A 26,019-nucleotide genomic window follows, 5' to 3' on the forward strand; every position below is an offset into this window, starting at 1 on the left:
AAGGAGAGGGTCCTGGGTTCGAGCCCCAGCCAGATCACAAATAAAAAAAAGACTTCAATCATTTCGATTGGAGTTTTTTTTTGTTCCAAATTTTATAGGCGAGAAGTTTACCCTGAGCTTTTGTCGATTTAAAAGTTGTTCATTATTGAAACAATCCTTATTGTCAAGATTTTATTATTCAATTCGCTTGAACAATAAATAAATTTGAAACCTTATATTCGTTTTGGGTATGAACTTAAACAAAGCTTTATTACAATCTAAAATAGAAACGCGTTATCATTCAAGAGAATTGATTAAAGCTGTATTTATAGCAACGGAGAACTTCTTAAAGGCAGATCAAGAACAATTTGGTCCTTTACTTCGAAAAAAGGCTTTAGGAATCTCTTCTTATTTAACACACGGTACGGTAAAATCGAACGTAGAGGAGCAAAAAGAAGACTTTATAATAGTAATGGGAGAATTAAGAGAATTACTTAAACTCATTACAATTGCCAATCATTTAGGATATACAAGTGACAAGGACAAAGCCATAGTAAGATTGGGAATTTCAACCTTAATTAATTCCTTAGATAAATTGGTAATTCTCCTTGGTGGCTTCGAACCAAAAAGTTGAGAAATCAAATTCGGTAAAGCTTCGGACAACCATTAGAAAAAAATTACCGTATTAGAGTTAACGAATTAACTTTTATTTTATAAATTAGTGCTCAAATGAGAAAAACAATAACTATTCCGCTTATTACCCTACTTAGTGTTTTTGGGTTCATTAGCTGTGATAAAGTCGGTTGTACCGATGAAGACGCTAAAAATTATAATGTAGACGCTGACGATGATGATGGTACTTGTACTTATACAGGTCAAATTTCATTTTGGTGTTTGCCTGACGTTTCTGATGCTTTAATAGCTGCTGGACATGTCATGTTATATTTTGAATTGGAAGGCGAGATTGTTGATTCTAATTTAACAGAGACTTTTTTCGCTGCAGATGGAACTTGTAATGCACCTGGTGTTAAGACCATTGTTCGTGATTTTACTGGTGATTCTAAGCATTATTACAAATATCGCGTTCGTGGATGGGAAAATGCAGTTTTATTTGAAGATTTTCTTCAATTAGAGGCGAATGCATGTTTGCCAATTGAACTAGAAATTCCTTAAATTTTCCCCTTTATTTCTTCTTTCTCCTAAATAACCTATATCTTCGCAGGCATTATTCGTCGTGACCATGATCTATATTGTTGTATATTTATTACTATAATGGTTTTATTTGCTTATGATAATGATCGAAAAGCGAATTGACTTAAGAAAATAGCATCTATTTTGCCCAGGTGCTGATCCCGATAGCTATCGGGATGGTAGACAGGCTAAAAAAATTGTACCTATTTGCCCAGGTGCTGATCCCGATAGCTATCGGGATGGTAGACAGGCTAAAAAAATTGTACCTATTTGCCCAGGTGCTGAAATTGGTAGACAGGCCACCTTGAGGGGGTGGTGTCCTACGGGCGTGCGGGTTCGAGTCCCGCTCTGGGCACAAAAGAAATCCGATCAGTCTTTGGCTGGTTGGATTTTTTAGTTTACTACGAGTCGAAACAAAGTTTCAGCGAAGTGTAAGCTAAAAAAGATAAAAAGCGCAGCGTATCGGATTTTATGCTCGGGCTGTACAAAATATTGGGATCATAAGAATATTCACACTCTACTTCGAAAAGATTCGCAACCATTCGCACAAAAAAAGACCTAACTCCAAAGTTTGGAATTAAGTCTTAATAATTTCTTTTGAATTTTACTTCACAAATTTCAACATTTTAGTGTTCCCTTCTTTATCTCGAAGGTTGAACAAATACATTTCGTTTTGTAATTCTGAAACATTAATTTCATTAATTCCGACAGTTAATTCGCCGGTTAGCACTACTCTACCATGAACATCATAAATTTCATAGAAGTGAAAGTCATTATTTTCAAAACTCAATAGATCACTTACAGGGTTTGGGTACAATTTAATATCTGTTGAAACAAGATCTTCTACACCTGCTACCCCGCACATTATTTCATTTAAATACTCCCAGATTGTATTGTTAAATACCGTTGGTACTAACGATTCTAATCCTGTTGGAGCTTGCCCCATTCTAATGACGATTAAATTTTCAGATGGAACAACGTTCAAATATTGTCCATTTTTTCCAATCGCTGCAAACATATCATCTGGTGCAGCCTCAATCAAAGGACCATCAAATACCATTTCAGTTTGCGGTAACATATATGATTCTTTGCCATTCAACCACCACAAATATCCATATGCTTCGTTTAAAGATTGACTTGTACTTACCATTGCATCGAAGTAAACTTCATCAGTTAAAACATCTGTTAAATCCCATTGACCTCTATTGAGCATCAATAAACCAAAGCGAGCCATAGATCTAGGTGTACTAAAAAACACATTATTATCGTCAACCGGAACGTATACACCATCCATACCTGTTCTTGATTTTACGCGACTGTTCAGATATAAATTCATTGACAAACCTGTCGCACTAGAGATTACCTCATCCATTAAAGTATAAGGACTATTGTGGTAAGCCCAACGCTCATTTACATCTGCTTTAAAAATTAAACATTCTGGATCAGTACAATATGCTTCAAACTCCTCATCCAGGCCCGTTGTCATTGTAATTTGATTTAGAATAGTAATCTTTTCCTCTTGCTCAGGAGTACAACTCGTCCATCCCTCACCTAAATAAGTAGATGTTGTATCTGTGATACTTAATAATGCTTCTTGTTGCGCAATTCCTGTTAAAAAAGCAGTTAAACCTTTCCCTGCAGATGCCCAATACCATAAACTATCTTTTGTAAAAGTATCAAAGTATTTTTCTAGAACAATTTTACCATCCTTAAGCACTAAAAATGCTTTCGTGTTTTGATCATCTAAATACTCATAAAGCGGTGGAATTTCATCTTCACACCAGCCTAACTCACTTAAGGAAATTGTCTCCCAGCTATCGCCAGCTAATGGCGGAAAATATATGGCGCCTTGTGCATTAACATTTGTCAAATTCAAAAATAAAACACATATTAAAAATGTTATTCTTTTCATATCATTTAATTTAGGTTATACATTATTTGACTAAAAAAATGTCAAAAGGTTTAACGCTAAACAATTATTTTATAACTTCTGTATCTGCCTTATCTATATCACTCTTATAAACAATAGTTCGATAAGGAAAAGGAATTTCTATTTTGTTTCGATCAAACGCTTTCTTAACAGTATAAAGTAAATCACATTTCATTGCGAAACCAATATCATTATTCTTTGCCCAAACATATGCTTTTAAAGTTACAGCATATTCCCCCAAATCAATGACTCTAACCATTACATCAGGCATTCCAGCTTGTACTTCTTCAACCGTTCTTACGTCAAGATAATCCGGATGATTAAAGACTGTTTCTTTTAAAATTTTCATTGCTAAATCAACATCTGCATCATAAGCTATTCCAACTTCTATACTTTGTCTAACCGTTTCATCAATCGCGCTACTGTTGATTATGGTTTCATCGCTAATCATACTATTAGGTATGATAACGCGTCGAGATTCATAATCTCTAATAACAGTATGCCTTAAAGTAATCTCTTCTACATATCCCTTTCTATTGTTAGATATTTCAATAATATCCCCAACTCTAAACGGTTTAAAAAGTACAATAAAAATTCCACCGATGATATTTGAAAATGCTTGTTGAGAAGCAAATCCAATTATAGCGGCCAAAATCCCAGCACTGGCAAACAACGCCGACCCTAAGGAGGAAAAGTAGGGTATTTGATAAAAAATCCAAATTATTGCAATGGAATACAATATAAATGTGATTGAATTTTTTAAAAATGAAAAGGTCGTTGTATTGACACCTAAATGCTCCGCATTCTTTCGAATAATTAAATTAAAAACTTTACGAAGCACAACGGAAAGTATTGTCACCACTGTTAAAGTAACAATAACTAACAATATATAATGAGTTGTTTCTTTTGTCATTTCGATGGTAAAACTAAACGTCGAATTGTGTTAAGTGATGATCCAAATGCTTATAGAACATATTGTTCCATTCTTTAAGGGTCAACTTACCAAAAGAATGAGACTCTTTACCTTCATAAAACACAGGTCCATCTTGCTGTGCTTTAAGTAAATAATTCTTCAATTTTTCCTTTTCTTTTGCAAAATCTCTTTCGTCAGCGATTAAATAATCTGGAGCTGTTCTGCCGTTACGTTTATATGGCTTTTCTCCTACCACTATTCCTTTAATAAATGTTTTAAGAAAAAATTTCTTCAAGCCTTTAGCTGGCGGAGAACTATTTTCATAAATGGTGTCATAAGTAACCGAACAATGCGCCATCATTTGAGCAACATTCATTTTTCCCCAAACAGGTTTTGTGTCTTTATTCAGGGAATCAATGCGACCAATGAGTTCATTGGTCACATTTTCGTCAAATACATTTTTTATTGCCATCGATATTTAAGTTTATTGGTTCCCTAAAATAATTGGTAATCCTCCTTCACCACCGCCTATTACAATAACTTTAGAGTTAGGCGATTTCGACAATTCTAAAGTAGCTTCGATACCTTTTTCTTGAAGAATATTCGGCGTTAAAGATGCATTTAGAATTCGATTCGCATCGGCTTTACCTTGTGCTGCAATTTTAATCCTGTCAGCTTCTTTCTTTTCTTTTTGCAATCTGAATTCGTATTGTAAAGACTCTTGCTCTTTCTTTAACTTTTCTTCAATCGCACTTTTAATTGTTGGAGGCAATGTAATATCGCGCACCAAAACTTCATTTACTTGCACATATTGTTTTTCGATAATTTTTATCGTTTCAACATCAATCTCATCTTGAATTACATCCCTTTTGGAGGCATAAATTTCCTCAGGTGTATATCTTCCAATAACGCTTCTTGTAGCTGAACGAATTGCTGGACGAACAATGTCTTCGATATATTGTTGCCCTTTTTCTTTGTGTAATAATGGTAACGTTTTTTTTACCGGTTGAAATTGTAAAGTAACGTCTACTTCAATTTCCAAACCATTTGAAGATAAGACATTCATTGTCTCTGATATTTTTTGTTGTCTTACTTCATAAACTATCATTTTATTCCATGGCGCTATGATATGAAAACCTTCATCATAAGGTTGGTCTATATAAACACCATTACTGAATGTTTGAAATAAAACTCCATTCTGCCCTGAATTAATTGTTATTGACGATTTAAACAATACGACTATCGTAATTACTACTACCGCTATTAACGCTATTAATTTAACTGGTACTTCCTTCATAATCTTCTTCCTTTATTTAGTATTTACGAAATCCATTTGGACGTTCCAAAATTTGGCTTTCGTTTTTCTAAAAATGCATCGCGCCCCTCTTTAGCCTCTTCAGTCATGTATGCTAATCTTGTAGCTTCTCCAGCAAAAACCTGCTGTCCTACCATCCCATCATCAGTCAAATTCATTGCGAATTTTAGCATTTTAATAGATGTTGGCGACTTTTCTAAAATTTCTTGTGCCCATGCATAAGCAGTCTGCTCCAATTCGTCATGTGGAATAACAGCATTAACCATGCCCATTTCTAAAGCGTCCTGTGCAGAATAATTTCGACCTAAAAAGAAAATTTCTCTTGCTTTTTTCTGCCCGACCATTTTAGCCAAATAAGCAGAACCATAACCACCGTCAAAACTCGTTACATCAGCATCTGTTTGCTTAAATATAGCATGTTCTTTACTCGCTAAAGTTAAGTCACAAACGACATGCAAACTATGTCCACCTCCAACTGCCCAACCTGGCACAACGGCAATGACAACTTTTGGCATAAAACGAATTAATCGTTGTACTTCTAGTATATTTAAACGATGTGCGCCATCCTCACCAACATAACCTTGATGTCCTCTACTCTTTTGATCTCCTCCACTACAAAAAGAAAATATACCGTCTTTTGGTGAAGGGCCTTCTCCTGATAAGAGTACTACTCCAATACTACTATCCTCTTGCGCATCATAAAATGCCCGATACAATTCAGATGTTGTCTTTGGACGAAAAGCGTTCCTCACTTCAGGTCTATTAAAGGCTATTCTTGCAACGCCATTGCACTTTTTATAAGTTATATCTTCAAATTCTATTGCAGTTTCCCACTTTATCATGTTTTTCTATTTTTAGGTATAAAAATAGCAAAGTTAAAAGGTTCGAACGTTATAAACTACCTTTAAATCAAAATTCAATAAGATTTAAATAATGGGCTACTGTTCATCATCTTGATTTACCTTTTATCCTAATAATATACCTAAACTATAAACAAGGCATAATTGTTGAGACTGATCAATTAAATTTAAGCATAGGACATTTATTTTTTTTAAATTGGTACGTCCAAAATATTTTTAGACCAATTTTAACATAAGCTAGTACACGAAAAATGATTAAAACAAAATTTACAATTCTTTCAATATTCTTTTTAACAGTAGGATATTCACAGCATACAGAATTAGAAACTACTGCAAAATTTCAAGAAATTTTCAATTATATTAATGCTGTATATGTTGATGAATTCGATGGCGCAAAAATAACCGATGCTGCAATCGTTGCAATGCTTAAAGAACTCGATCCACATACCTATTATATACCTGCGAAGGAAGTTGACGATGCCAATCAGCAAATTAATGGAAGCTTTGTCGGAGTTGGAATTCAATTCAGAATCATTGATGACACTTTGACTGTGATCAACACCATTGAAGGTGGACCAAGTGAAAAGGTTGGCATCCTAGCAGGCGATAAAATTATCAATATTGACAGTGAGCTTGTCGCAGGAACAGGACTATTAAACTCTGGTGTTAGAGAACGTTTATTGGGAGATAAGGGGTCGAAGGTTACACTTGAAGTTCAACGCAGAAACAATAAAAAACTAGTTCCTTTTGAAGTTATTCGTGACAAAATACCTGTTCATAGTGTCGTAAGTCATTATATGGCAACAGAAGAAACAGGATATATCAAATTGACAAGTTTTTCACGAACTACTACGGAGGAAATGATGAATGCGATTATTGAATTGAAATCGCAAGGGATGAAGAATTTAATACTCGACTTGCAAGGAAACGGTGGAGGGTTATTATTTGTTGCTAAGTATTTGGCTGACGAATTCCTTGATGATGATAAGTTAATCGTTTATTCTAAAGGCCGCATTCAACCAAGAAATGAATATATCGCAGATGATTTAGATTTACGCCATAGACCCTTTAATAAAAGTGGTAAAGGCAATTTTGAAAAAGGAAAATTGATTGTACTGATTAATGAACAATCTGCGTCAGCATCTGAAATCGTTGCGGGAGCTGTTCAAGATTGGGACAGAGCACTAATTGTTGGTCGTCGTTCTTTTGGAAAAGGACTTGTACAAAGACCTTATGATTTGTCTGATGGATCGCAAGTTCGAATCACCATAGCAAGATATTATACACCTTCTGGCAGGTTCATTCAAAAGCCTTATGACGACGGTGCAGACGCATACAGAGAGACTTATTTGAAACGATTCGAACATGGTGAATATATGCACCAAGATAGTATCAAATTTCCAGATTCATTAACTTATAAAACCATGAAACTAGAAAGAGATGTATTTGGTGGAGGAGGAATTATGCCTGATTATTTTGTTCCATTGGATACCACAGAGTTTTCAACATTATATTCAAGTTTAAGTCGTAAAGGTATTTTAAACACCTTCAGTTTTGCTTATGTAGATAAACATCGCGCAGAAATAAATGCGGCATACCCAACTTTTGAGGAGTTTGAAGCTAATTTTGAACCTGATGAGGCACTTATGAAAGAATTCTGGAAATACGCAAAAGATGAAGGTGATATCGAATTCAACGCAGAAGAATTTGAAACATCGAAAAAATTAATCCTGACTTTAATTAAAGCACGTATCGCTTCTGATAATTGGGACAATTCTAAATATTATCCTATATATAATAAGAATGAAAACGAAATTTATATCAAAGCCCTCGAATTAATTGAAGGAAATACGATTAAAAAATTAGGCTTAGATTATTAAATTTGTAAAAAAAAACATAAATAAAATGAAACGAATATTTCTCTCGATTGCTACTGTAGTCGTACTTTTTAGCTGTAATAATGAACAGGATACCTCATCAACAAACTCTTTGGTCGCAACTACAGAACCGAAAGAGGGTATTGGCCCTAATGATGTAGATAAATCTAGCGAAATGACAAGTATTGAATACTTAGAAACAAGCTATGATTTTGGAGAAGTTCAATATCCAGGAGAAAATTTACATACATTTAAATTTAAAAATTCTGGAAATGCACCACTAGTTATTAAAGAAGCTACAGCGTCTTGCGGTTGTACAATTCCAAATAAACCTGACAAACCTATTATGCCTGGCGAGTATGGAGAACTTGATGTAATATTTAAACCTAAACAAGGTCAGGTCGGTAAACCGGTAACTAAAAAAATTACCGTGACGGCAAATACAACTCCTACTCAAACATATTTGGAAATTTCTGCGAGAGTTAAGTAACATTGTTACTAACATTTTATTCATACAATTAAGACTGAGGTTGAAAATTTAACATTTTATTCACATTTGTTAAATATTCAACCTTTTTTTTATAACTTTATCCTTTTAGACTGAAGACTAGAAATTTAACAAGAAATTCCTATTGTTCAGTCCTTAACTTTAATTTAATGATATGAAACAAAAATTTTTAATGACATTTGCTGCTCTCTCTATGTTTTACGGTGCTAATGCACAGTACTGTGGCGGAGGGCCAACATCTACAATTGATTCGAATTTAGAGTCTATTGTTCTAAATGGTGAAGAAGAAACTATTGACTTTACTTTAACTTGTCCAGGTTTAACTGGAATTCAAGATCAAACTGATTTAGTAGCTGACCTAGTAGCAGGCTCGTCGTATTCCGTAGATGTCACTTATGGAACCTGTGGGTCTGAATATAGTTTTGTTGGATCTGCGTGGATTGATTTTGATGGAGATGAATCTTTTGATGAAGACGAATTACTTGGCTCAATCGACCTTGAAGATGGCGGTGTTGTAACAGAAACTTACGATTTCACTGTTCCTGTTGACGCTCTGAATGGTTTTACACGAATGCGTGTAATTCAATATGAATCAGGATCTCTACCTATTAATCCTTGTACAGGTTTTAACTGGGGATCAGCTGTTGATTTCTCAATTCAAATTACAGGAGGTTTTGGATGTCCAAGACCTTATGGGTTGGAGTTTTTAGAACTAACAACTACAACAGTTAATTTCGAATGGGAAACTGGAGGATCAAGAGATTGGGAATTTGCACTTTTACCTAGTGGAGACGATATCGATCTAGATGATTTAACAGAGGTTTCTGTTTTCCCAACTACAGGTGTTATAAGTGATTTAACGCCAAATACTGCATACGATTTCTATTTGAGATCAATTTGTGGTGAAGAAGTTGGTGACACTTCACTTTTCTTAGGTCCAATTACTTTTAGAACGCCTTGCGAAACAATTTCGGGAGATGACTTTTGTGAATCTTTCGAACCAGCTTCTTTATATGAAGATTGTTGGACTGTTTTAAATTTAGATGGTTTAGAGGACACTTGGGATCTTGATTATGGATTCAATGCAAGAACTGGATCTCAGTCAGCTGGTTTTTATACAGATTACAACGCCGGTGACAATGATGATTGGTTAATTTCACCTAAATTAAACTTAGACAGCCCTAAGTTTTTAAGCTTTTGGTACCGCGTACAAAGTGCGTTCGAACCAAACGACTTTGAAGTTCTTTTATCGACTACAGGTGCTGATCCAGAAGATTTTACAGAAACTTTAATGGAATTAAGTTCTTATGATAACATTGTTTATATTGATACATTAATTGATTTAGCTGCCTATGCTGATGAAGATGTTTATATCGCTTTTCACGTACCTTCTGGTGGATTGGATGGTTGGAGATTGTATTTAGATGATATTTGTATTACAAATTGTCCTTCTTTGAGTGATCTTACTTTGAATTCTATCTCGGCTACAACTGCCGAATTTGAATGGCTTGCTGGAGGTGATGAAACTGAATGGGTAATTGATTTTGGTCCAACAGGTTTTATACCTGGAGAAGAAGATCCTTACGGAGTTGCTACTACAATTGAAACTTTAACTGATCTTACTCCTAATAGCTATTACGACATTTATGTTCGTGGTATTTGTCCAAGTGGTGATTCCACTTTATGGGTAGGACCTTTATCTATACACACCAATTGTGAGACTTTTGATAATCCAATTTTCTGTGAAGGTTTTGAAGTAGAATCAACAACACAAGACTGTTGGTCAGTAATTGATGTAAACGGCGACGGTGATATGTTTGATATAAATTATGCATTAAATGCAAGAACTGGTTTAGAAAGTGCTGCACTCTATACTGATTTTAATGCAGGTTCTGATGACGACTGGTTGGTTTCTCCGCACTTAACTTTATCAGGAAATGAAGTAATGAGTTTTTGGTCGAGAGTTCAGAGCACATTTGAACCAAACGGTTTCGAAGTATTACTTTCAACAACAGGAAATAATCCTGAGGATTTTACAGAAAACTTATTAGAATATGCTGAATACGACAATATTGAATATGTATTAACTGAAATTGACTTATCAGCTTATACGGGTGATGTTTATATCGCATTCCACGTACCTACAGGGTCTCCTGATGGTTGGAGATTGTATTTTGATGATGTTTGTTTTAACATTTGTAATCCAGCACCTGGTACTGATGGTGATGTTGACGTATGTAGAGCTGACGAAGTTGTAAACTTAAACTTAGTTATTACACCAGGTGAAGAATTTGGTGAATGGACTTTCCCTGCTAATCCTACGTTAATTACGGATGGATCAACATTTAACTATAGCATTCTACCTGTCGGAACGTATGAAGTTTTCTATACAGTTGCAGGTGCATGTTCTGTTGATTCTACTAGTGCATTCATTACTGTATATGACGCACCTTTATCTGGTGAAGGAACTACACTAACAGTTTGTAGAAACCAACCATTTGATTTATTATCTGGTTTAACAGGAATTGCACAATTAGACGGAACTTGGATTTCTCCAGAAGGAACAGAATTAGATGGTTCAAACATCATCGCAACAAATGAGGCTGGAACTTATACATACACTTACAGTGTGTCAAATGGTGTTTGTCCAGACGAAGAATCGGAAATAACAGTAATCGTTGAAAATTGTGATTATTTATCAATTGATAATCAATTAGGAGCTTCTATTTCTATCTATCCGAATCCGACAAATGGTATAGTAAATATAGCTTTAAATGGCGCTGACGAAGTATTCAATTATACGATCACTGATATTGCTGGTAGAACGATTGGCCAACAAACCAATTCAATGTCGGGTAATTCAATCGTATCTATTGACTTAACTGATTTCGAAAATGGTATCTACTTAGTGAAATTATTTAATGGATCAGCAGAACAAACTTTTAGAATCGTTAAAAACTAACAGTTCTTTTGTTTGAATATTGATTCATTCAAAACTTAATAAAAGCACCAACATTTATTTTTGTTGGTGCTTTTTTTTTGAACAAGTCCCCATTTTAAAAATCAAAATCAATAAAAAACATACAACTATTCTCGGTATATCTAATTTTTAAAGTAATACCTCCATATGTTAAATTTTCTAAAAAGTTGTTAACCACGTGTTAATTTTTCAATTATAATAGTGTATTTTTGTTAAAAAACATAATATGAAATTAAAACAACTACTCTTTAATGCAACTATCGGGTTGCTTGCCTTCCCGGCAATAGGTCAAACTATTTACGAGGAAGACTTTAACGATTCTGACGGCGGATGGACTGTAACGTCAGGTGTTGATTGGGAACACGGCACTCCTCTTAGTGCAAATATTAATCATGAAGGAAATCCTTGTGGAGGAGATGCATGGGTAACCAATCTTGACGGTGATTATACAAACTCTGCAAATGCAGTAGTAGAATCACCAGCGATTGACTGTAGCGGTGCTATTGTCGATCCTATTTTAGCTTTTAACCTTAACTATATTACAGAATCATGTTGTGATGAAGGTTGGGTTGAATTTTCTCTAGATGGAGGAGCAACATGGACAAAACTTATCGATGACGGAGACGCTATTGGTTGGTACAATGATTTAGGTAATGAATGGTGGGACGACTCAAACGATGGTTGGAGTGTTGTTTCTAACGTGATTCCAGGTGCTGCAGGAATGGCTGATGTTCGTATCAGATTTCACTTCAGTTCTGATGGAAGTGTTGGAAGAGAAGGTTTCGGATTCGATGATATCGTAGTAGCAACTTTCTTCCAAAGTCTTACCATGAATGGTCAAACTAACATTAACTCAGGTTTAGTTTTAACGGATTCAGAAAACATTGAAATTTCTTTGACAAATAATACTGCAACAGATCTTACTGATGTTGAAGTATGTTTTGTAGTAAACGAAGAATTACCTGTTTGTGAATTAATACCAACTGTTATTCCTGGTGAAAACACTTATACTTTTGTAGGAACAGCTGATTTTTCTTTAGTAGGTGATTATGAAATATTTACTTATGCTACAGCATTAAGATTTGATCCAAATCAATGTGATGATTCAGCATTAGTTGCGATAGAATTATATGATCCAATCGCTGAATTCCCTTATGTGGAAAACTTTGAAGATGTTAATGCTTTCGATTATTCTGGTGTTTGGGAATACGGTGAGCCTCTTGAAGGATCTCCTTTCGATAATACCTTAGCTTGTCCATCAGATTCTATGGTAATGGGTACTGTAATTCGTGGTGATTATTTAAATAGTATCACTGATTACGTTTATACACCAATTTTTGATTTTAGTAGCTTTATTGCTGATCCTTACGTAATGTTCGATCTTTTTAGAAATACTGAAAGCTGTTGTGACGAAGCTTGGATGGATGTTTCAGTAGACGGTGGATTAACATGGTCTAGAGTTGGAGCTGAAGGTTCTGGTTTTAACTGGTATAACGATGCGTTTAACCAGTGGTGGGATGGAGAAAGTGGAGGATGGGTTTATGCTCACCACGAATTAACTGGTTTAGCTGGTGAAGAAAATGTTAGATTCAGATTTGCAATTAGTACTGATGGAAGTGTAACAAGAACTGGTATTGCTATTGATAACTTTGTTATTCAAGAATCAATTCCATTCATTGTAGATCCTGCAACAGTTAGCTTAACAATGGAGTCTGATTATGTTCTTTGTGGATTTAGTAGCGTAGATTATTTAGTTGCTGATTTCACGAATAATGGAGTAGATTCATTAATCGGTTTTACAGTTTGTTATGACATAGGTTATGGTTTGATTTGTGAAACACTTTTAGATACAATTTTACCAGGTGAAATTTTCACTTATACTTTCGGAGATATCATTGACTTTACAGATGCTGCTTCGCATGATATCATCTTAACAATCTCTTCTGATGATGACTTTAGAAGTTGTGAATTAAACTCTGTATTTACTTTAAGTACGCCGTTAACTCACTTGTCTGGAACAACAACAATAACTGATATTTCTTGTAATGGTGAAGCTGATGGAGATATTTTCGTAAACCCTCAATTTGGTACTCCTGGTTATGGTGTGACATGGGACTCTGGTGATGCTGGATTTATTTTAGGAGATTTAGCTGCAGGTTACCATGTGTATACAATCACAGATGCTAATGGATGTGAATACACTGATTCTGCCGAAGTAATTGAACCTGACGCTATTACTTTAACTGCTGATGCAATAGATGAGTCTGAATTAGGAAACGGAGCAATTAACTTAACTGTTATGGGTGGTACTTCTCCTTATACCTTTGATTGGGACAATGACGGTACTGGTGACTTTGATGCACAAGATCTTACTAATTTAGATCCTGGTACTTATACAGTTATTGTGACTGATGCAAATGGTTGTACAGAAACTTTAACTATCTCTGTAGGTAGTGTTGTTGGTATCAATACTTTAAACGGTACAAATGTTGACATCTACCCTAACCCTACTAATGGTTTAGTAAATTTTGCTTTAACAGGTTCTGACGAAATATTTAATTATACAGTTACTGATATTGCTGGTAAAACAATTGGTACACAAACCAATTCTATTACAGGAAATTCAATCTTATCAATAGACTTAACTGATTTCGAAAGTGGTTTATACTTAGTGAAATTATTCAATGAATCTTCTGAGCAAACTTTTAGAATCGTTAAAAACTAACGGTAAAAATGTTTAAAACGTAGTTCATTCGAACTTTATTTGAAACGCCAACAATATTTTTATTGTTGGCGTTTTTTTGTGCCCAATTCTTTAGTTTTTAAACTGATTATATAAAAGTAATGCCGAAAAAATTGCTTTATTAAGAAAATTACAATAATTTTAAAGTGTATCAAATTAAAACTATTCCTTTATTCTAAATGAAAAAAACGACAGGTAACCAATCATTTATACTCAATATTTCAATTTGATATGAGACTTATAATTCTCTTTATTATAAGTATGACCATGGTAAGTTTTACTGGCCGATCCCAATATTGTATGGATGCCGGACCAACATCAATTGAAGACAGTAATTTAAGTTCCTTTAATTTAATAGGTGAGTCTTTTGAAATAAATTATGAAGGCTGCCCTGGTGTAATTGGTGTTGATGACCAAACTGTACAAGTAGCAGACTTAATTAGCCTATCAACATATGTTTTTGAAGTTAATTGGGGAACTTGCAATAGGATTATTGATTGTGCAGGATCAGCTTGGATTGATTTTAATAATAATGATGAGTTTGAACCTACAGAACTTTTCTTTTCTCAAGAGAACTTTGAAGGAGGATTACTTTCTATTGAGTATGAAATTACTATGCCATTTATGCCTACTGGTGATTACCGATTGAGAATAATGGAGATGGCGCACGGCGAATTACCATTAGACCCTTGTGCTACTTTTGAAAATGGTAGTATAACCGATTTCACCATCCGTATCATTGATGCCCCCTCTTGTCCAGCACCAAGTCGTTTAACTTTGGATGAGTTAAGTTATAATTCGGCTGAAATATCTTGGACTGAGGGTGGAGATGAACGCGAATGGTATATTGATTGGGGAATATCAGGTTTTGTTCCAGGAGAAAGCGATCCAAGGTCAACAATATTTAGCTATCTTGAATTTATTGACCTCGAACCAAAAACAAGTTATGACTTTTATGTAAAAGCAATATGCGCTATAGGCGATTCTTCTATTTGGAGAGGTCCTTATACTTTTGAAACAAAATGTAGACCTGCTGTTTCGCCTTATTTCTGTGAAAATTTCGAAGATACCTCTGCCACATTAAACTGTTGGACAATTTTAAATGAAAATGGTGATGGCGATGAATTTTCTTTAAATTTTACAGAGTATCCAAGGAGTGGTTTAAAATCAGCTGGTATCAATACTAATCTCAACGAAGGAAATAATGATGATTGGTTAATATCCCCTCCAATAGAATTAACGGACAATGGAGCGGCTACATTCTGGGTTAAGGTCTCTAACAGTTTTGAACCAAATATTATGGAGGTTTTACTTTCAACAACAGGCACTGATCCTGATGACTTTACTGAAACAGTATTAGAAAGAGCAGTTTACAACAATTCAATATATGAAAAACATGTAATTGATTTAACTGATTATACTGGTGTTGTCTATATAGGCTTCCATATTCCGACAGATGGACTGGACGGATCAAAACTTTTTATTGATGATGTGTGTTTTGGTAAATGCATGCCAACACCTAGTGAAAATGACACTTTAGACATCTGTATTACAGAAGATTATTTAGACTTGCGAACAGTAATTGATATTCGAGACACTGATGGAGTTTGGACATATCAATGGGACCCTGATCGTGTTGTATCAGATCACTTTTTTGATATGACAGATATTGCAGCTGGGGAATATGAATTATTTTTTATCAGCGAAGGGATGTGTGATAAAGATACAACAATAGCATACGTAAGAGTATTAGAAGAATTAGATGGAAGCGGGGGAACCTTAACTGTATGTATGAAAGAGCCCGTAAATTTATTCTCTGGTTTAGTCGGAGTTGAGATTAATACCGGTGCTTGGACTTTCGAAGATGGTTCGCCTTTACCTACCCCACTCTTCGTAGCTCCAGAGGAAGTTGGTTCTACAAATTATTTATACACGTATGACAATGGTGCCTGTCCTGAAATTACTGTGAGCGTGACATTGATCATAGAAGACTGTAAATATGTTGCTATTGATAATATAACAGACGCCAAATTTATAGTATACCCTAATCCTGCAAGAGAATATCTATTTATTGAGATAAAGAATCATAACGTACCAATGCAATTGGAGCTCCTTGACATTTCAGGGAAAACAATCTTACAATTAAACGAATCAAATTGGATATCTAATCAACTACAAATAAATATTAAAAACCTCACAGACGGGACTTATTTTATAAGATTGATAGATAACGAATCAGTTTATACCTCACCCATCATTATTTCAAAATAACCATCAAATTATTTCCATTTTTCTTAATAAGAAAGAAGCATTCATATTTTGACATATCCCATCCTTAAAACGGTAATCAAAATACAATTCGTCATTCACTATTTCAGCATCAAAGTATTTATTCTCTATTGCTGGATACGTTTCCGACAACTCACACAAGCTTAAATCATGCGTAGCAATAATACCCGTTGATTTAGAATTAACAAGTTTAGATACAAATTTGGCAGAACCTTCAGCTTTATCTTTACTATTCGTCCCTTTTAGAATCTCATCAAGAATGACAAAATAGGTGTCCTTTTTTAACGATTCTACAATAAATTTTAAGCGTTTCAATTCCGAAAAGAAGTAAGACTCGTCATTTTGTAACGAATCGGATGTACGCATGCTCGATATTAATTTAATCGGTCGATAATTAAATTTAGTCGCACAAACAGGTAATCCAACATTCGCTAACACTATATTTATTGCTACTGTTCTCAAAAAAGTACTCTTACCAGCCATATTCGCTCCAGTAATGATTATAAAAGATTCCTTATCAATTTTAAAATCATTGTCCACTCTTTTCTCTTTAATTAATAGCGGATGCCCTAAATCTGCTGCTTCAATTATTATAGATTCATCTGAAACTAGCTCAGGATAAACATAATCAACCGAATTATAAGCAAAGTTCCCGAATGAATTATAAGCATCAAAAAACTCAATCACTTCAAACCAATTCTCAACAGTTTGTGTATGACTTTTGATCCAATTTTCAATTCTAAATGCATACTTTAAATCCCATAGAAACAAACCATTTGCAAACAAAGCAAACAGTATATTATTCCTTTGATCCAAACTATTCAATTCTTTAGATAATTGTCTCAATACAGCAGATGCTTTCTTTTCGCCACCGTAAATATTTTTCTTAGCTTTTTTTAATAAATCTGCTTCAAAATCTTCATTCTCTACTTGATCTAATAATTGGCTATATTGTGTAAAGGTTCCAGTCATTGCAGACGTTGAAGAATACAAATCATTTATTTTCTTCAAATAAACACCTGTAATAAATAATCCTCCGAAAAATGAAACCAAGACAAACCCAATTTCAATTACCGAAAACAAATACAACCCAAACAACGTTACAGAAACTAATGAATAAACTGTCGGCAGATATTTAAATAAATTGGGGATTTTAGATTTATAATCTCTGAGCCAATTCAATATAGTATCCGATTTAATTTCAGTTTTAATCAACGCCCCAATCGCCTGATAATTTTGCCTCCAGTCAATCTTCTTGGAGAGTTCTGCAATGGCTTCTTGTTTTAATTTAATATCTTCCAGCAAATTGCTGTTTAATATCTCAGCTAATAATTGCTCTCCTTTTAATGTACTTGTTCGATTGATCATTTGAAAAACAGATCCCTTTCCAAACAAATCAATATCTTGATTATAATCGTGCAATTCCGATAAATACGTTAACCCCTCTTTAATACCGTCAAAATTTCTGTTAATCACATTGATTTCTAATTTATTTAAAGTTAAAAGTTGAACAACTTTACTTTTTTCTCGCCTTTTATTTTCATTTTTAGAAACTAAATACAAGAATAAAACGATTCCTACTAAAAGGCTAATAAATATTGAGCGTGTATCGTCAATTAACAGATATACAGCTAAACTCGTCAACAAAAAAATTGAGATCCGTAATAGACCAAAAACCAATAATTGTTTTTTTATTTTGACCAGTTGTTCTTCAAGATTCTTACATTTAGCATTGTAGTAATCTTCGGGGTTATAAGACATGTTATTCATTAATTAAGTAGGACTTTGATTTTTGATGATTTTCCAGAATAATTTCGGTGAAAATCGTTTAATATATACCGGCAAAATTTCTTTATTGCCAACTAAAACAGACTTCTTCTTTTTACTTACTGCTACTAATATTTTTTTGACACACACTTCCACAGGCATTCCTGTTGCTTGATTGTGGTCCATTTTTCCATTCGCCTTGCCGTCAGCCGTCAAAGCAGACATTGAAATTGGAGTATTAATTTTACCTGGATAAGCGATCGTCACATTTATATTATGTTCAGCTTCTTCTAACAATAAACTTTCGTAAAAACCTTGTAGGGCGTGTTTAGAAGCGGAATAAGCCGATCTTAGAAAAAAGCCAAACTTTCCTGCAATACTTGAAATCACGACGATATGTCCAGATTTTTTGGTAATCATATATGGCAAGACCGCTTTTGTCAATGCAATATTTCCGAAGTAATTAATTTCCATAATCCTTCTGTCTATCGCTATGCTGGTATCTCTTGCATTACCTCTTTGACTAACCCCTCCATTATTAAATAAAAAATCAATTTTACCTTTTTTATCAACAATTTTTTGCGCCAAGGATTCAAATAATTCAGACTGCTCTAAATCCATTTCTACAACCATTGATTCTGACGGGAATTCTAAACTACTTTGAACGGCTAACAACTCCTTATGTTTTCTTGCTGAGAGAATTACGAATGCCCCTAACTTATTCAGTTGAATAGCCAACTCTGCTCCGATTCCCGAAGACGCTCCGATTATCCAAACGACTTTATTTTTGAATTCATTTTTCATTTGTGACGAATTTACGGATTTATAGAAAGTTGACGAATAGAATTGATAATTATATTCTACTATATTTGTTTGCGTAGCCAACAAAATATGAAGATAATTCCCACACCGAAATACGAAGAGTATTTTGATATCTCGAGATACATTTTAACATTTAAGATTAATCTCTTTATGTCTGTTGTAGAGATTATTTTGGCGACAATATTTTATTTTCTGGAAGAGCCTGCTTTTATACCAACAGTGATAGGCGTTTGTGTCAACTTCATATTCATGGCTATTTTAATTAAAACACAGCGCTACGAATTCGTTGCAATCCTATTTATAATTACAGGACCATTAATATCTATTTATACATTAAATGCTATCGACGATCGCTTGCACTTCGTTGACCCTGTATGGATGCTAATCATAGCATTATACGCCTATTTTACAATTGGAAAAATTGCCGGAAACATAAGTATCCTGGTTCAATTCGCTGGAATTATATATTATCTACTTTTTAATCTAGAAAACAACTTACTCGAACTAAAGGAACTTACAAAACCAGAAATATATTCGTTGTCCTTTAATATCGCATCATGTGGACTAGTTTTATCATATATCATTCACCAATTTATTAAAAGAAATTCGTTCGCGGTCCAGCAATACAAAGACGTTGCAATGGAACTGCAAAATAAGAATATCATCGTTCAAAAGCAGAATATTGAAAAAACTGCAATGTTAAAAGAGATACACCATCGCGTGAAGAACAATCTGCAAGTAATTACCAGTTTATTAAGATTGCAATCAAGAGAAATAGATAATCTTGAAATTCAAGCCCACTTCCAAGAAGCCATCAATAGAATAGCTACAATGTCATTGATACATAATAAAATGTACCAAGCAAATGACTTAAGTCAAATAGATATAAAATCTTATTTTCAAACATTGAGTGAAGACCTGATTCAGTCTTACGCCATTCATAAAAAAATTCATTTAAACCTTAATATTGCTGTTGAAAACATACTACCTAATACGTTGGTTCCACTAGCATTGATCTATAACGAACTTTTTAGCAATTCACTTAAACATGCTTTTAAAGACAATGAAGAAGGAACAATTACGTTTGAAATATTACATCAGGAATCAAGTTTCTATATGAATTATTCAGATAATGGTACTTGGTTAGCCCCTTTAAAATCGGAGACTTTCGGACTCGAACTTATTGATACATTAGCACAACAATTAAATGGCAATGTAAATAGAACAACTGAAAATGGAACGCATTTCAAAATAAAGTTCGAAAACTCTTAATAAATATTTTAAAGTTCCTTAGGCTTTACTTATTTTTGTTAATGTGGAAAAGATAACAATTGCAATAGACGGATATTCTTCATGTGGTAAAAGCACATTAGCGAAAGAGATAGCACGCGAACTAAATTATATTTATATTGATAGTGGTGCTATGTATCGCGCTGTTACTTTACATTTAATGAATAAAGGCATTATTAAAGATCATGCTTTCATAGAAGAGCAAGCGCTACAACAACTAGCAAATATCGATATTGATTTTCATTTTGATTCTCAAACTGAAAAATCTGAAACTTTGCTAAATGGAGTAAATGTTGAAAAAGAAATTCGTTCGAGTATTGTTTCAAGAGAAGTAAGTGCTGTAAGTGCACTAAAAGAAGTTCGAGAAAAACTGGTTGATCTTCAGCAAAAACTAGGTCAAAAGGGAGGCGTCGTGATGGATGGAAGAGATATTGGGACGGTTGTTTTTCCAAATGCAGAAATTAAACTATTCATGACTGCATCCAATAATATTCGCGCAGAAAGAAGGTATAAAGAATTAATCGAAAAAGGTGAAAACATCAGCAAAAATGATGTTGGAGCAGACTTAGCAAGGCGTGATCATATCGACATGACACGCGAGATTAGTCCATTGAGTAAAGCAACTGATGCGATTGAAATTGACAATAGCAATTTAACCCGAGAAGAACAGTTGGATTTAGCACTAAAATATATTAATGAGAAAATTGAACTCGCTAAGAATTAAGCTTAAATTAGTTTAAAATCTTGCGATAATCGATAAATGAACCACAATAGGATAAATTGAAAGCGATAATTAATGAATTTACTGGAAAGTTTTTTATTTTTGCGCCTTCAATTATATTATTTTAAACAGAATTATAATGGCTGCAAACAAAGTTCTTGAATTATTAGGTAAAGAAGGAGAGCAACTTCTACAACACGAATGTAAAACTATTTCTAAAAATTTATTGCACCTTCCAGGGAGTGATTTTGTTGATAGATCGTTTGCATTATCAAATAGAAGTCCACAAGTTTTAAGAAGTTTGGAGGATTTATATAGTCATGGTAGACTAGGTGGAACAGGTTATGTATCTTTCTTACCGGTTGACCAAGGTATCGAACATTCGGCTGGTGCTTCTTTTGCACCAAACCCTATTTATTTCGATCCTGAAAACATAGTAAAGTTAGCCATAGAAGGTGGATGTAATGGTGTTGCTTCAACATTTGGAGTATTGGCATCTTGTGCAAGAAAATACGCACACAAAATTCCTTTTATTGTTAAATTGAATCACAACGAATTTTTATCATATCCTAATACATACAACCAAATTGAATTTGGATCTGTAGATGATGCTTGGAATATGGGAGCAACTGCTGTTGGTGCAACAATTTATTTCGGTTCTCCAGAATCTGAAAGACAAATCGTTGAAGTAGCACAAGCTTTCGAAAGAGCGCACGAATTAGGTATGGCTACAATATTATGGTGTTATTTAAGAAACCCAGGCTTCAAAAAAGATGGGGTAGATTACCATACAGCTACAGATATAACAGCTCAAGCCAATCATATTGGTGTTACGATTCAAGCGGATATTATCAAACAAAAATTACCAACATTAAATGGAGGTTATCCTGCAATTAATTTTGGTAAATCTCACCCTAATATGTACAGTCATTTATCAACTGACAACCCTATTGATTTATGTAGATACCAAGTAGCAAACTGTTATATGGGTAGAAATGGCTTAATCAATTCAGGTGGAGCATCTCTTGGTGACGGCATGAGTGATTTACAAGATGCGGTTAAAACTGCAGTAATCAATAAGCGTGGCGCAGGTCATGGTCTTATTTCTGGTCGTAAAGCATTCCAGAAAGATATGAAAGTTGGTGTTGAATTATTAAATGCAATTCAAGATGTTTATTTAGATGATTCAATTACAATTGCGTAATTTAAAGATAGTTTAACCGAATAAAAAATTGATACGATGGGATGGTTTACGAGAAAAAAAGAAGGCATATCAACTTCAACGGCTGACAAAAAAAAAACACCAGAAGGTTTATGGTATAAATGTCCTAAATGTAAAGCTGTAATACCTTCTGAAGATCACCACCTCAACTTCTTCGTTTGTTCGAATTGTGATCATCATGAAAGAATTTCAGCTTCTGATTATTTTGAAATCTTTTTTGATAGTAAAAAAGGGACAGAATTTGCACGTGGAATATCAAGTGCCGATCCTTTAAAATTTGAAGACACCAAAAAGTATGTTGACCGTGTTAAACAAGTTCAAGAAAAAACTGGACTTAAAGATGCGATGAAGACAGCATATGGTAAAATGAATAATAAGCCTATTGTTATTGCAGCAATGGATTTTGGTTTTATTGGTGGATCAATGGGATCTGTTGTTGGTGAAAAAATTGCTCGATCTGTGGATAAAGCAATTGAATTAAATTGCCCTTTAATGATTATTTCAAAATCAGGTGGAGCAAGAATGATGGAAGCTGGTTTGTCATTAATGCAAATGGCTAAAACTTCAGCAAAATTAAATCAATTATCTAAAGCTAAACTTCCTTTTATCTCTCTTTTAACGGATCCTACTACTGGTGGTGTTACTGCATCATTCGCCATGTTAGGAGATATTAATATTGCAGAACCAAATGCATTAATCGCGTTTGCAGGACCGAGAGTTGTAAAAGAAACAATTGGTAGAGATTTACCTGTTGGGTTCCAAAAATCAGAATTCGTTTTAGAGCACGGATTCCTTGACTTAATTGTTCATAGAAAAGATTTAAAAGACAAAATTGAAAGTTTGATTGATATGTTTGAAAATTGATTTCGCGTTCACTTGAATAAATAATTTAAAAAATAGAGGTAATTAATTTATTACTACTATCTTTGCACCCGAATTACATAATAATCATTTAAAATAATATTGGCATGTATTTAGCACCAGAAAAGAAAGAAGAAATATTTAAAGAGCACGGATCCAGCGCAAAAGACACTGGAAGTTCTGAAGGTCAAATCGCACTATTTACTTATAGAATTGCGCATTTAACTGAGCACTTAAAGAAAAACAGAAAAGATTACGGAACGCAAAGAGCGCTTCAAATCTTAGTAGGTAAACGTAGAAGTTTACTTGATTATTTGAAAAAGATTGACATCGAACGATACAGAGCAATCGTTAAGAAATTGAGCTTAAGACGATAGTTTTGAATTTCATACTGAATTAATTTTAAGGGCAATTGGATATTTTATTCCAATTGCCTTTTTTATTGATTAATACAATTAGACGCACAAAGAGGAAATTAGAAAAAAAGTAATATAAAATAAACAAACGAAGCGGTAACCAGAGAATGCTGGAATAAAGAAGCCCCGCTTCAAAAAACAAACAAATATGAATATAATAACAAAATCAATTGATACTGGCAACGGTAGAGAAATCACTGTTGAAACAGGAAAACTTGCAAAGCAAGCGGATGGTTCAGTTGTAGTGAAATGTGGAGGAACAATGATTCTTTCTACAGTCGTTTCAAATAAAGGTGCTAAAGAAGGAGTAGATTTTTTACCACTTACAGTTGATTATAGAGAGAAATTTTCTGCCGGTGGTAAAATACCTGGTGGTTACTTAAAGCGTGAAGCACGTCCCTCTGATGATGAAATTTTGATCATGAGATTAGTAGATAGAGCTTTACGTCCATTGTTCCCGGATGATTACCATGCGGATACTCAATTAATGATGCAATTGATTTCATTTGATGGTGTTAACATGCCTGATTCTTTAGCTGGATTTGCTGCTTCTGCAGCTTTAGCTGTTTCAGATATTCCATTTAATGGCCCAATGTCTGAAGTAAGAGTTGGTAGAATTGATGGTGAATGGATTATTAATCCAACTTTCGAACAATTTGAGCAATCTGATGTAGATTGTATGATTGCAGGAACAGCTGAAAACATTGTAATGTTAGAAGGTGAAATGCATGAGATTTCTGAAGCAGAAATGGTTGAGATTATCAAAGTGGCACACGTTGCAATTAAAAAACAATGTGAATTCCAAGTTGAATTGGCTGCACAGGTTCCTGTATCACAAACAAAAAGAGAATATTCTCACGAAAATCATGATGAAGATGTTAGAGCTAAAGTTCATGCTGCAACATACGAAAAATGTAAAGCAGTTGCTGCTCAAGGTTTAGCTGATAAAGCGCTAAGAGGTCAACTTTTCGGTGAGATTAAAGATGAATATATTGCTTCTTTATCTGAAGAAGAATTAGCAGTTCAAAGTCCTTTTATTGGTGTTTACTTTAAAGAATCAATGAAAGCTGCTGTTAGACGTGTAATGTTAGATGATAGAATTCGTTTAGATGGTCGTAAAATGGATGAGATTCGTCCAATTTGGTCTGAAATTGATTATATCCCTTCTTCTCACGGTTCTGCAATTTTCACACGTGGTGAAACACAATCTTTAACGACTTTAACTTTAGGTGGTAAACTAGATGAGCAAATGATCGATTCAATGGCTGATAAGCGTTTTGAGAGATTTATGTTACATTATAATTTTCCTCCATTTTCAACTGGTGAAGCTAGACCAATTAGAGGAGTATCTCGTCGTGAAATTGGACATGGTAACTTAGCTTTAAGAGCTTTGAAAAATATGTTACCAACTGGTGAGGATAACCCTTATACAATTCGTTTAGTTTCTGATATCCTTGAATCTAATGGTTCGTCTTCAATGGCAACTGTTTGTGCAAGTACACTTGCATTAATGGATGGTGGTATCAAATTAAAGAAACCAGTTTCTGGTATTGCAATGGGATTAATTTCTGATGCTGACGGTAAATATGCTGTATTGTCTGATATTTTAGGTGATGAAGATCATTTAGGTGATATGGACTTTAAAGTAACAGGAACAGCTGACGGTATTACTGCTTGTCAAATGGATATTAAAGTGGATGGTTTATCTTTCGAAGTATTAACTGAAGCTTTAGAACAAGCGCGTGCTGGTCGTTTACATATCTTAAATGAATTATTGAAAACTATCGATAAGCCTCGTACTGAAATGAAACCTAATGCACCTCGTATTGAGAGTTTCGTTGTACCTAACGAATCGATTGGAGCAATTATCGGACCTGGTGGAAAGATCATTCAAGAAATGCAAAAAGAAACGAATACAACAATCACGATTGAAGAAATTTCAACTGGTGAAGGTTCTGTTCAAATCGTTGCTACGAATGGTGAAGATATGGACAACGCGAAAAACCGTATCAAATCAATCGCTTTCCCTCCAACTGTTGAAGTTGGTGCTGAATACGAAGGAAAAGTTAAATCAATTCAATCTTACGGTTGTTTCGTAGAAATTTTACCTGGTGTTGACGGTCTTATTCATATTTCTGAACTTGAACATAGAAGATTAGAAAAAGTTGAAGAGGTTGTTAAAGAAGGTGACGTTCTTAAATTTAAAGTAATTGGACAAGATCCAAAAACTAAAAAATTCAAATTATCTCGTAAAGTTTTACTTCCTAAACCGGAAGCTAAAACAGCTGAGTAATTTTTATTAAATATTGAATTCGAAATCCCTATCATACATTTG

20 protein-coding genes and 1 tRNA gene are annotated in these 26,019 nt (G+C 34.1%); 14 read left to right on the forward strand and 7 right to left on the reverse strand.

Annotated features, from left to right (window positions below; translation table 11 throughout):
* The first annotated feature begins 229 nt into the window (after positions 1–229).
* The 3 genes from T367_RS0110880 (at position 230) to T367_RS0110890 (ending at position 1,525) form a co-directional block, all read left to right on the forward strand.
* Positions 230–613 carry a four helix bundle protein gene (locus T367_RS0110880; protein WP_027419875.1) on the forward strand — a complete coding sequence of 128 codons (384 nt, stop codon included), beginning with the start codon at positions 230–232 and terminating at the stop codon, positions 611–613.
* A 95-nt stretch (positions 614–708) separates the two neighbouring features.
* Positions 709–1,152, forward strand: a complete 444-nt coding sequence (locus T367_RS0110885; RefSeq protein ID WP_027419876.1) for a hypothetical protein — start codon at positions 709–711, stop codon at positions 1,150–1,152.
* Between the two features lie 290 nt (positions 1,153–1,442).
* Positions 1,443–1,525, forward strand: a tRNA-Leu gene (locus tag T367_RS0110890).
* Positions 1,526–1,774: 249 nt separating this feature from the next.
* Here T367_RS0110890 and T367_RS0110895 read toward each other — a convergent pair.
* The 5 genes from T367_RS0110895 to T367_RS0110915 form a co-directional block, all read right to left on the reverse strand.
* Entirely contained in the window at positions 1,775–3,082 is a 1,308-nt protein-coding gene (locus T367_RS0110895) for a serine hydrolase (RefSeq protein ID WP_027419877.1), read from the reverse strand.
* Between the two features lie 64 nt (positions 3,083–3,146).
* Positions 3,147–4,013 (reverse strand): mechanosensitive ion channel family protein, encoded by an 867-nt coding sequence (locus T367_RS0110900; protein ID WP_035843268.1) that lies wholly within the window; start codon positions 4,011–4,013, stop codon positions 3,147–3,149.
* 13 nt (positions 4,014–4,026) lie between these two features.
* Positions 4,027–4,485, reverse strand: coding sequence for a hypothetical protein (locus tag T367_RS0110905; protein ID WP_035843271.1), 459 nt, complete (start codon positions 4,483–4,485; stop codon positions 4,027–4,029).
* 12 nt (positions 4,486–4,497) lie between these two features.
* The gene (locus tag T367_RS0110910) at positions 4,498–5,310 is read right to left on the reverse strand and encodes a prohibitin family protein (protein ID WP_027419880.1); all 813 of its coding nucleotides are present in this window, start codon (positions 5,308–5,310) and stop codon (positions 4,498–4,500) included.
* 23 nt (positions 5,311–5,333) lie between these two features.
* Complete coding sequence (locus T367_RS0110915; protein ID WP_027419881.1) at positions 5,334–6,170, reverse strand: 1,4-dihydroxy-2-naphthoyl-CoA synthase; 837 nt, start codon at positions 6,168–6,170, stop codon at positions 5,334–5,336.
* 269 nt (positions 6,171–6,439) lie between these two features.
* On the opposite strand from T367_RS0110915, the gene T367_RS0110920 reads away from it, so the two are divergent.
* The 5 genes from T367_RS0110920 (at position 6,440) to T367_RS0110940 (ending at position 16,567) form a co-directional block, all read left to right on the forward strand.
* Positions 6,440–8,068 (forward strand): S41 family peptidase, encoded by a 1,629-nt coding sequence (locus T367_RS0110920; protein WP_027419882.1) that lies wholly within the window; start codon positions 6,440–6,442, stop codon positions 8,066–8,068.
* A 25-nt stretch (positions 8,069–8,093) separates the two neighbouring features.
* Positions 8,094–8,555 carry a DUF1573 domain-containing protein gene (locus T367_RS23925; protein WP_051568496.1) on the forward strand — a complete coding sequence of 154 codons (462 nt, stop codon included), beginning with the start codon at positions 8,094–8,096 and terminating at the stop codon, positions 8,553–8,555.
* Between the two features lie 172 nt (positions 8,556–8,727).
* Positions 8,728–11,535, forward strand: coding sequence for a T9SS-dependent choice-of-anchor J family protein (locus tag T367_RS23930; RefSeq protein WP_084274394.1), 2,808 nt, complete (start codon positions 8,728–8,730; stop codon positions 11,533–11,535).
* A 244-nt stretch (positions 11,536–11,779) separates the two neighbouring features.
* Positions 11,780–14,278, forward strand: coding sequence for a T9SS type A sorting domain-containing protein (locus T367_RS22100; RefSeq protein WP_035843272.1), 2,499 nt, complete (start codon positions 11,780–11,782; stop codon positions 14,276–14,278).
* A gap of 249 nt (positions 14,279–14,527) precedes the next feature.
* A complete protein-coding gene (locus T367_RS0110940) occupies positions 14,528–16,567 on the forward strand; it encodes a T9SS-dependent choice-of-anchor J family protein (protein WP_084274395.1) in 2,040 nt (679 codons plus the stop codon).
* Positions 16,568–16,570: 3 nt separating this feature from the next.
* Here T367_RS0110940 and T367_RS0110945 read toward each other — a convergent pair whose 3' ends face one another.
* The gene (locus T367_RS0110945; protein ID WP_027419885.1) at positions 16,571–18,355 is read right to left on the reverse strand and encodes a MutS-related protein; all 1,785 of its coding nucleotides are present in this window, start codon (positions 18,353–18,355) and stop codon (positions 16,571–16,573) included.
* A gap of 3 nt (positions 18,356–18,358) precedes the next feature.
* Entirely contained in the window at positions 18,359–19,156 is a 798-nt protein-coding gene (locus tag T367_RS0110950) for an SDR family oxidoreductase (RefSeq protein ID WP_027419886.1), read from the reverse strand.
* An 87-nt stretch (positions 19,157–19,243) separates the two neighbouring features.
* Here T367_RS0110950 and T367_RS23935 point away from each other — a divergent pair, with 87 nt between their 5' ends.
* From T367_RS23935 to T367_RS0110980, 6 genes are all read left to right on the forward strand, one after another.
* Complete coding sequence (locus tag T367_RS23935) at positions 19,244–20,446, forward strand: sensor histidine kinase (RefSeq protein ID WP_051568497.1); 1,203 nt, start codon at positions 19,244–19,246, stop codon at positions 20,444–20,446.
* 43 nt (positions 20,447–20,489) lie between these two features.
* Positions 20,490–21,188 (forward strand): (d)CMP kinase, encoded by a 699-nt coding sequence (gene cmk, locus T367_RS0110960; protein WP_027419887.1) that lies wholly within the window; start codon positions 20,490–20,492, stop codon positions 21,186–21,188.
* 136 nt (positions 21,189–21,324) lie between these two features.
* Positions 21,325–22,389, forward strand: coding sequence for a class I fructose-bisphosphate aldolase (locus T367_RS0110965; RefSeq protein ID WP_027419888.1), 1,065 nt, complete (start codon positions 21,325–21,327; stop codon positions 22,387–22,389).
* A gap of 36 nt (positions 22,390–22,425) precedes the next feature.
* Positions 22,426–23,271: an acetyl-CoA carboxylase, carboxyltransferase subunit beta gene (gene accD / locus T367_RS0110970; protein ID WP_027419889.1), complete on the forward strand. Its 846-nt coding sequence runs from the start codon at positions 22,426–22,428 to the stop codon at positions 23,269–23,271.
* 104 nt (positions 23,272–23,375) lie between these two features.
* Positions 23,376–23,645, forward strand: a complete 270-nt coding sequence (gene rpsO / locus T367_RS0110975; RefSeq protein WP_027419890.1) for a 30S ribosomal protein S15 — start codon at positions 23,376–23,378, stop codon at positions 23,643–23,645.
* Between the two features lie 187 nt (positions 23,646–23,832).
* Complete coding sequence (locus T367_RS0110980; RefSeq protein ID WP_027419891.1) at positions 23,833–25,977, forward strand: polyribonucleotide nucleotidyltransferase; 2,145 nt, start codon at positions 23,833–23,835, stop codon at positions 25,975–25,977.
* Positions 25,978–26,019: the final 42 nt, after the last annotated feature.

It is taken from the genome of Crocinitomix catalasitica ATCC 23190, assembly GCF_000621625.1.
In the GTDB taxonomy this organism is placed as follows: domain Bacteria; phylum Bacteroidota; class Bacteroidia; order Flavobacteriales_D; family Crocinitomicaceae; genus Crocinitomix; species Crocinitomix catalasitica.

Bases quoted from the DNA above. Each gene is read 5' to 3' on its own strand.
- T367_RS0110880 (WP_027419875.1), top strand. From the start codon at position 230: ATGAACTTAAACAAAGCTTTATTACAATCTAAAATAGAAACGCGTTAT.
- T367_RS0110885 (WP_027419876.1), top strand. From the start codon at position 709: ATGAGAAAAACAATAACTATTCCGCTTATTACCCTACTTAGTGTTTTT.
- T367_RS0110895 (WP_027419877.1), bottom strand. From the start codon at position 3,082: ATGAAAAGAATAACATTTTTAATATGTGTTTTATTTTTGAATTTGACA.
- T367_RS0110900 (WP_035843268.1), bottom strand. From the start codon at position 4,013: ATGACAAAAGAAACAACTCATTATATATTGTTAGTTATTGTTACTTTA.
- T367_RS0110905 (WP_035843271.1), bottom strand. From the start codon at position 4,485: ATGGCAATAAAAAATGTATTTGACGAAAATGTGACCAATGAACTCATT.
- T367_RS0110910 (WP_027419880.1), bottom strand. From the start codon at position 5,310: ATGAAGGAAGTACCAGTTAAATTAATAGCGTTAATAGCGGTAGTAGTA.
- T367_RS0110915 (WP_027419881.1), bottom strand. From the start codon at position 6,170: ATGATAAAGTGGGAAACTGCAATAGAATTTGAAGATATAACTTATAAA.
- T367_RS0110920 (WP_027419882.1), top strand. From the start codon at position 6,440: ATGATTAAAACAAAATTTACAATTCTTTCAATATTCTTTTTAACAGTA.
- T367_RS23925 (WP_051568496.1), top strand. From the start codon at position 8,094: ATGAAACGAATATTTCTCTCGATTGCTACTGTAGTCGTACTTTTTAGC.
- T367_RS23930 (WP_084274394.1), top strand. From the start codon at position 8,728: ATGAAACAAAAATTTTTAATGACATTTGCTGCTCTCTCTATGTTTTAC.
- T367_RS22100 (WP_035843272.1), top strand. From the start codon at position 11,780: ATGAAATTAAAACAACTACTCTTTAATGCAACTATCGGGTTGCTTGCC.
- T367_RS0110940 (WP_084274395.1), top strand. From the start codon at position 14,528: ATGAGACTTATAATTCTCTTTATTATAAGTATGACCATGGTAAGTTTT.
- T367_RS0110945 (WP_027419885.1), bottom strand. From the start codon at position 18,355: ATGAATAACATGTCTTATAACCCCGAAGATTACTACAATGCTAAATGT.
- T367_RS0110950 (WP_027419886.1), bottom strand. From the start codon at position 19,156: ATGAAAAATGAATTCAAAAATAAAGTCGTTTGGATAATCGGAGCGTCT.
- T367_RS23935 (WP_051568497.1), top strand. From the start codon at position 19,244: ATGAAGATAATTCCCACACCGAAATACGAAGAGTATTTTGATATCTCG.
- T367_RS0110965 (WP_027419888.1), top strand. From the start codon at position 21,325: ATGGCTGCAAACAAAGTTCTTGAATTATTAGGTAAAGAAGGAGAGCAA.
- accD (WP_027419889.1), top strand. From the start codon at position 22,426: ATGGGATGGTTTACGAGAAAAAAAGAAGGCATATCAACTTCAACGGCT.
- rpsO (WP_027419890.1), top strand. From the start codon at position 23,376: ATGTATTTAGCACCAGAAAAGAAAGAAGAAATATTTAAAGAGCACGGA.
- T367_RS0110980 (WP_027419891.1), top strand. From the start codon at position 23,833: ATGAATATAATAACAAAATCAATTGATACTGGCAACGGTAGAGAAATC.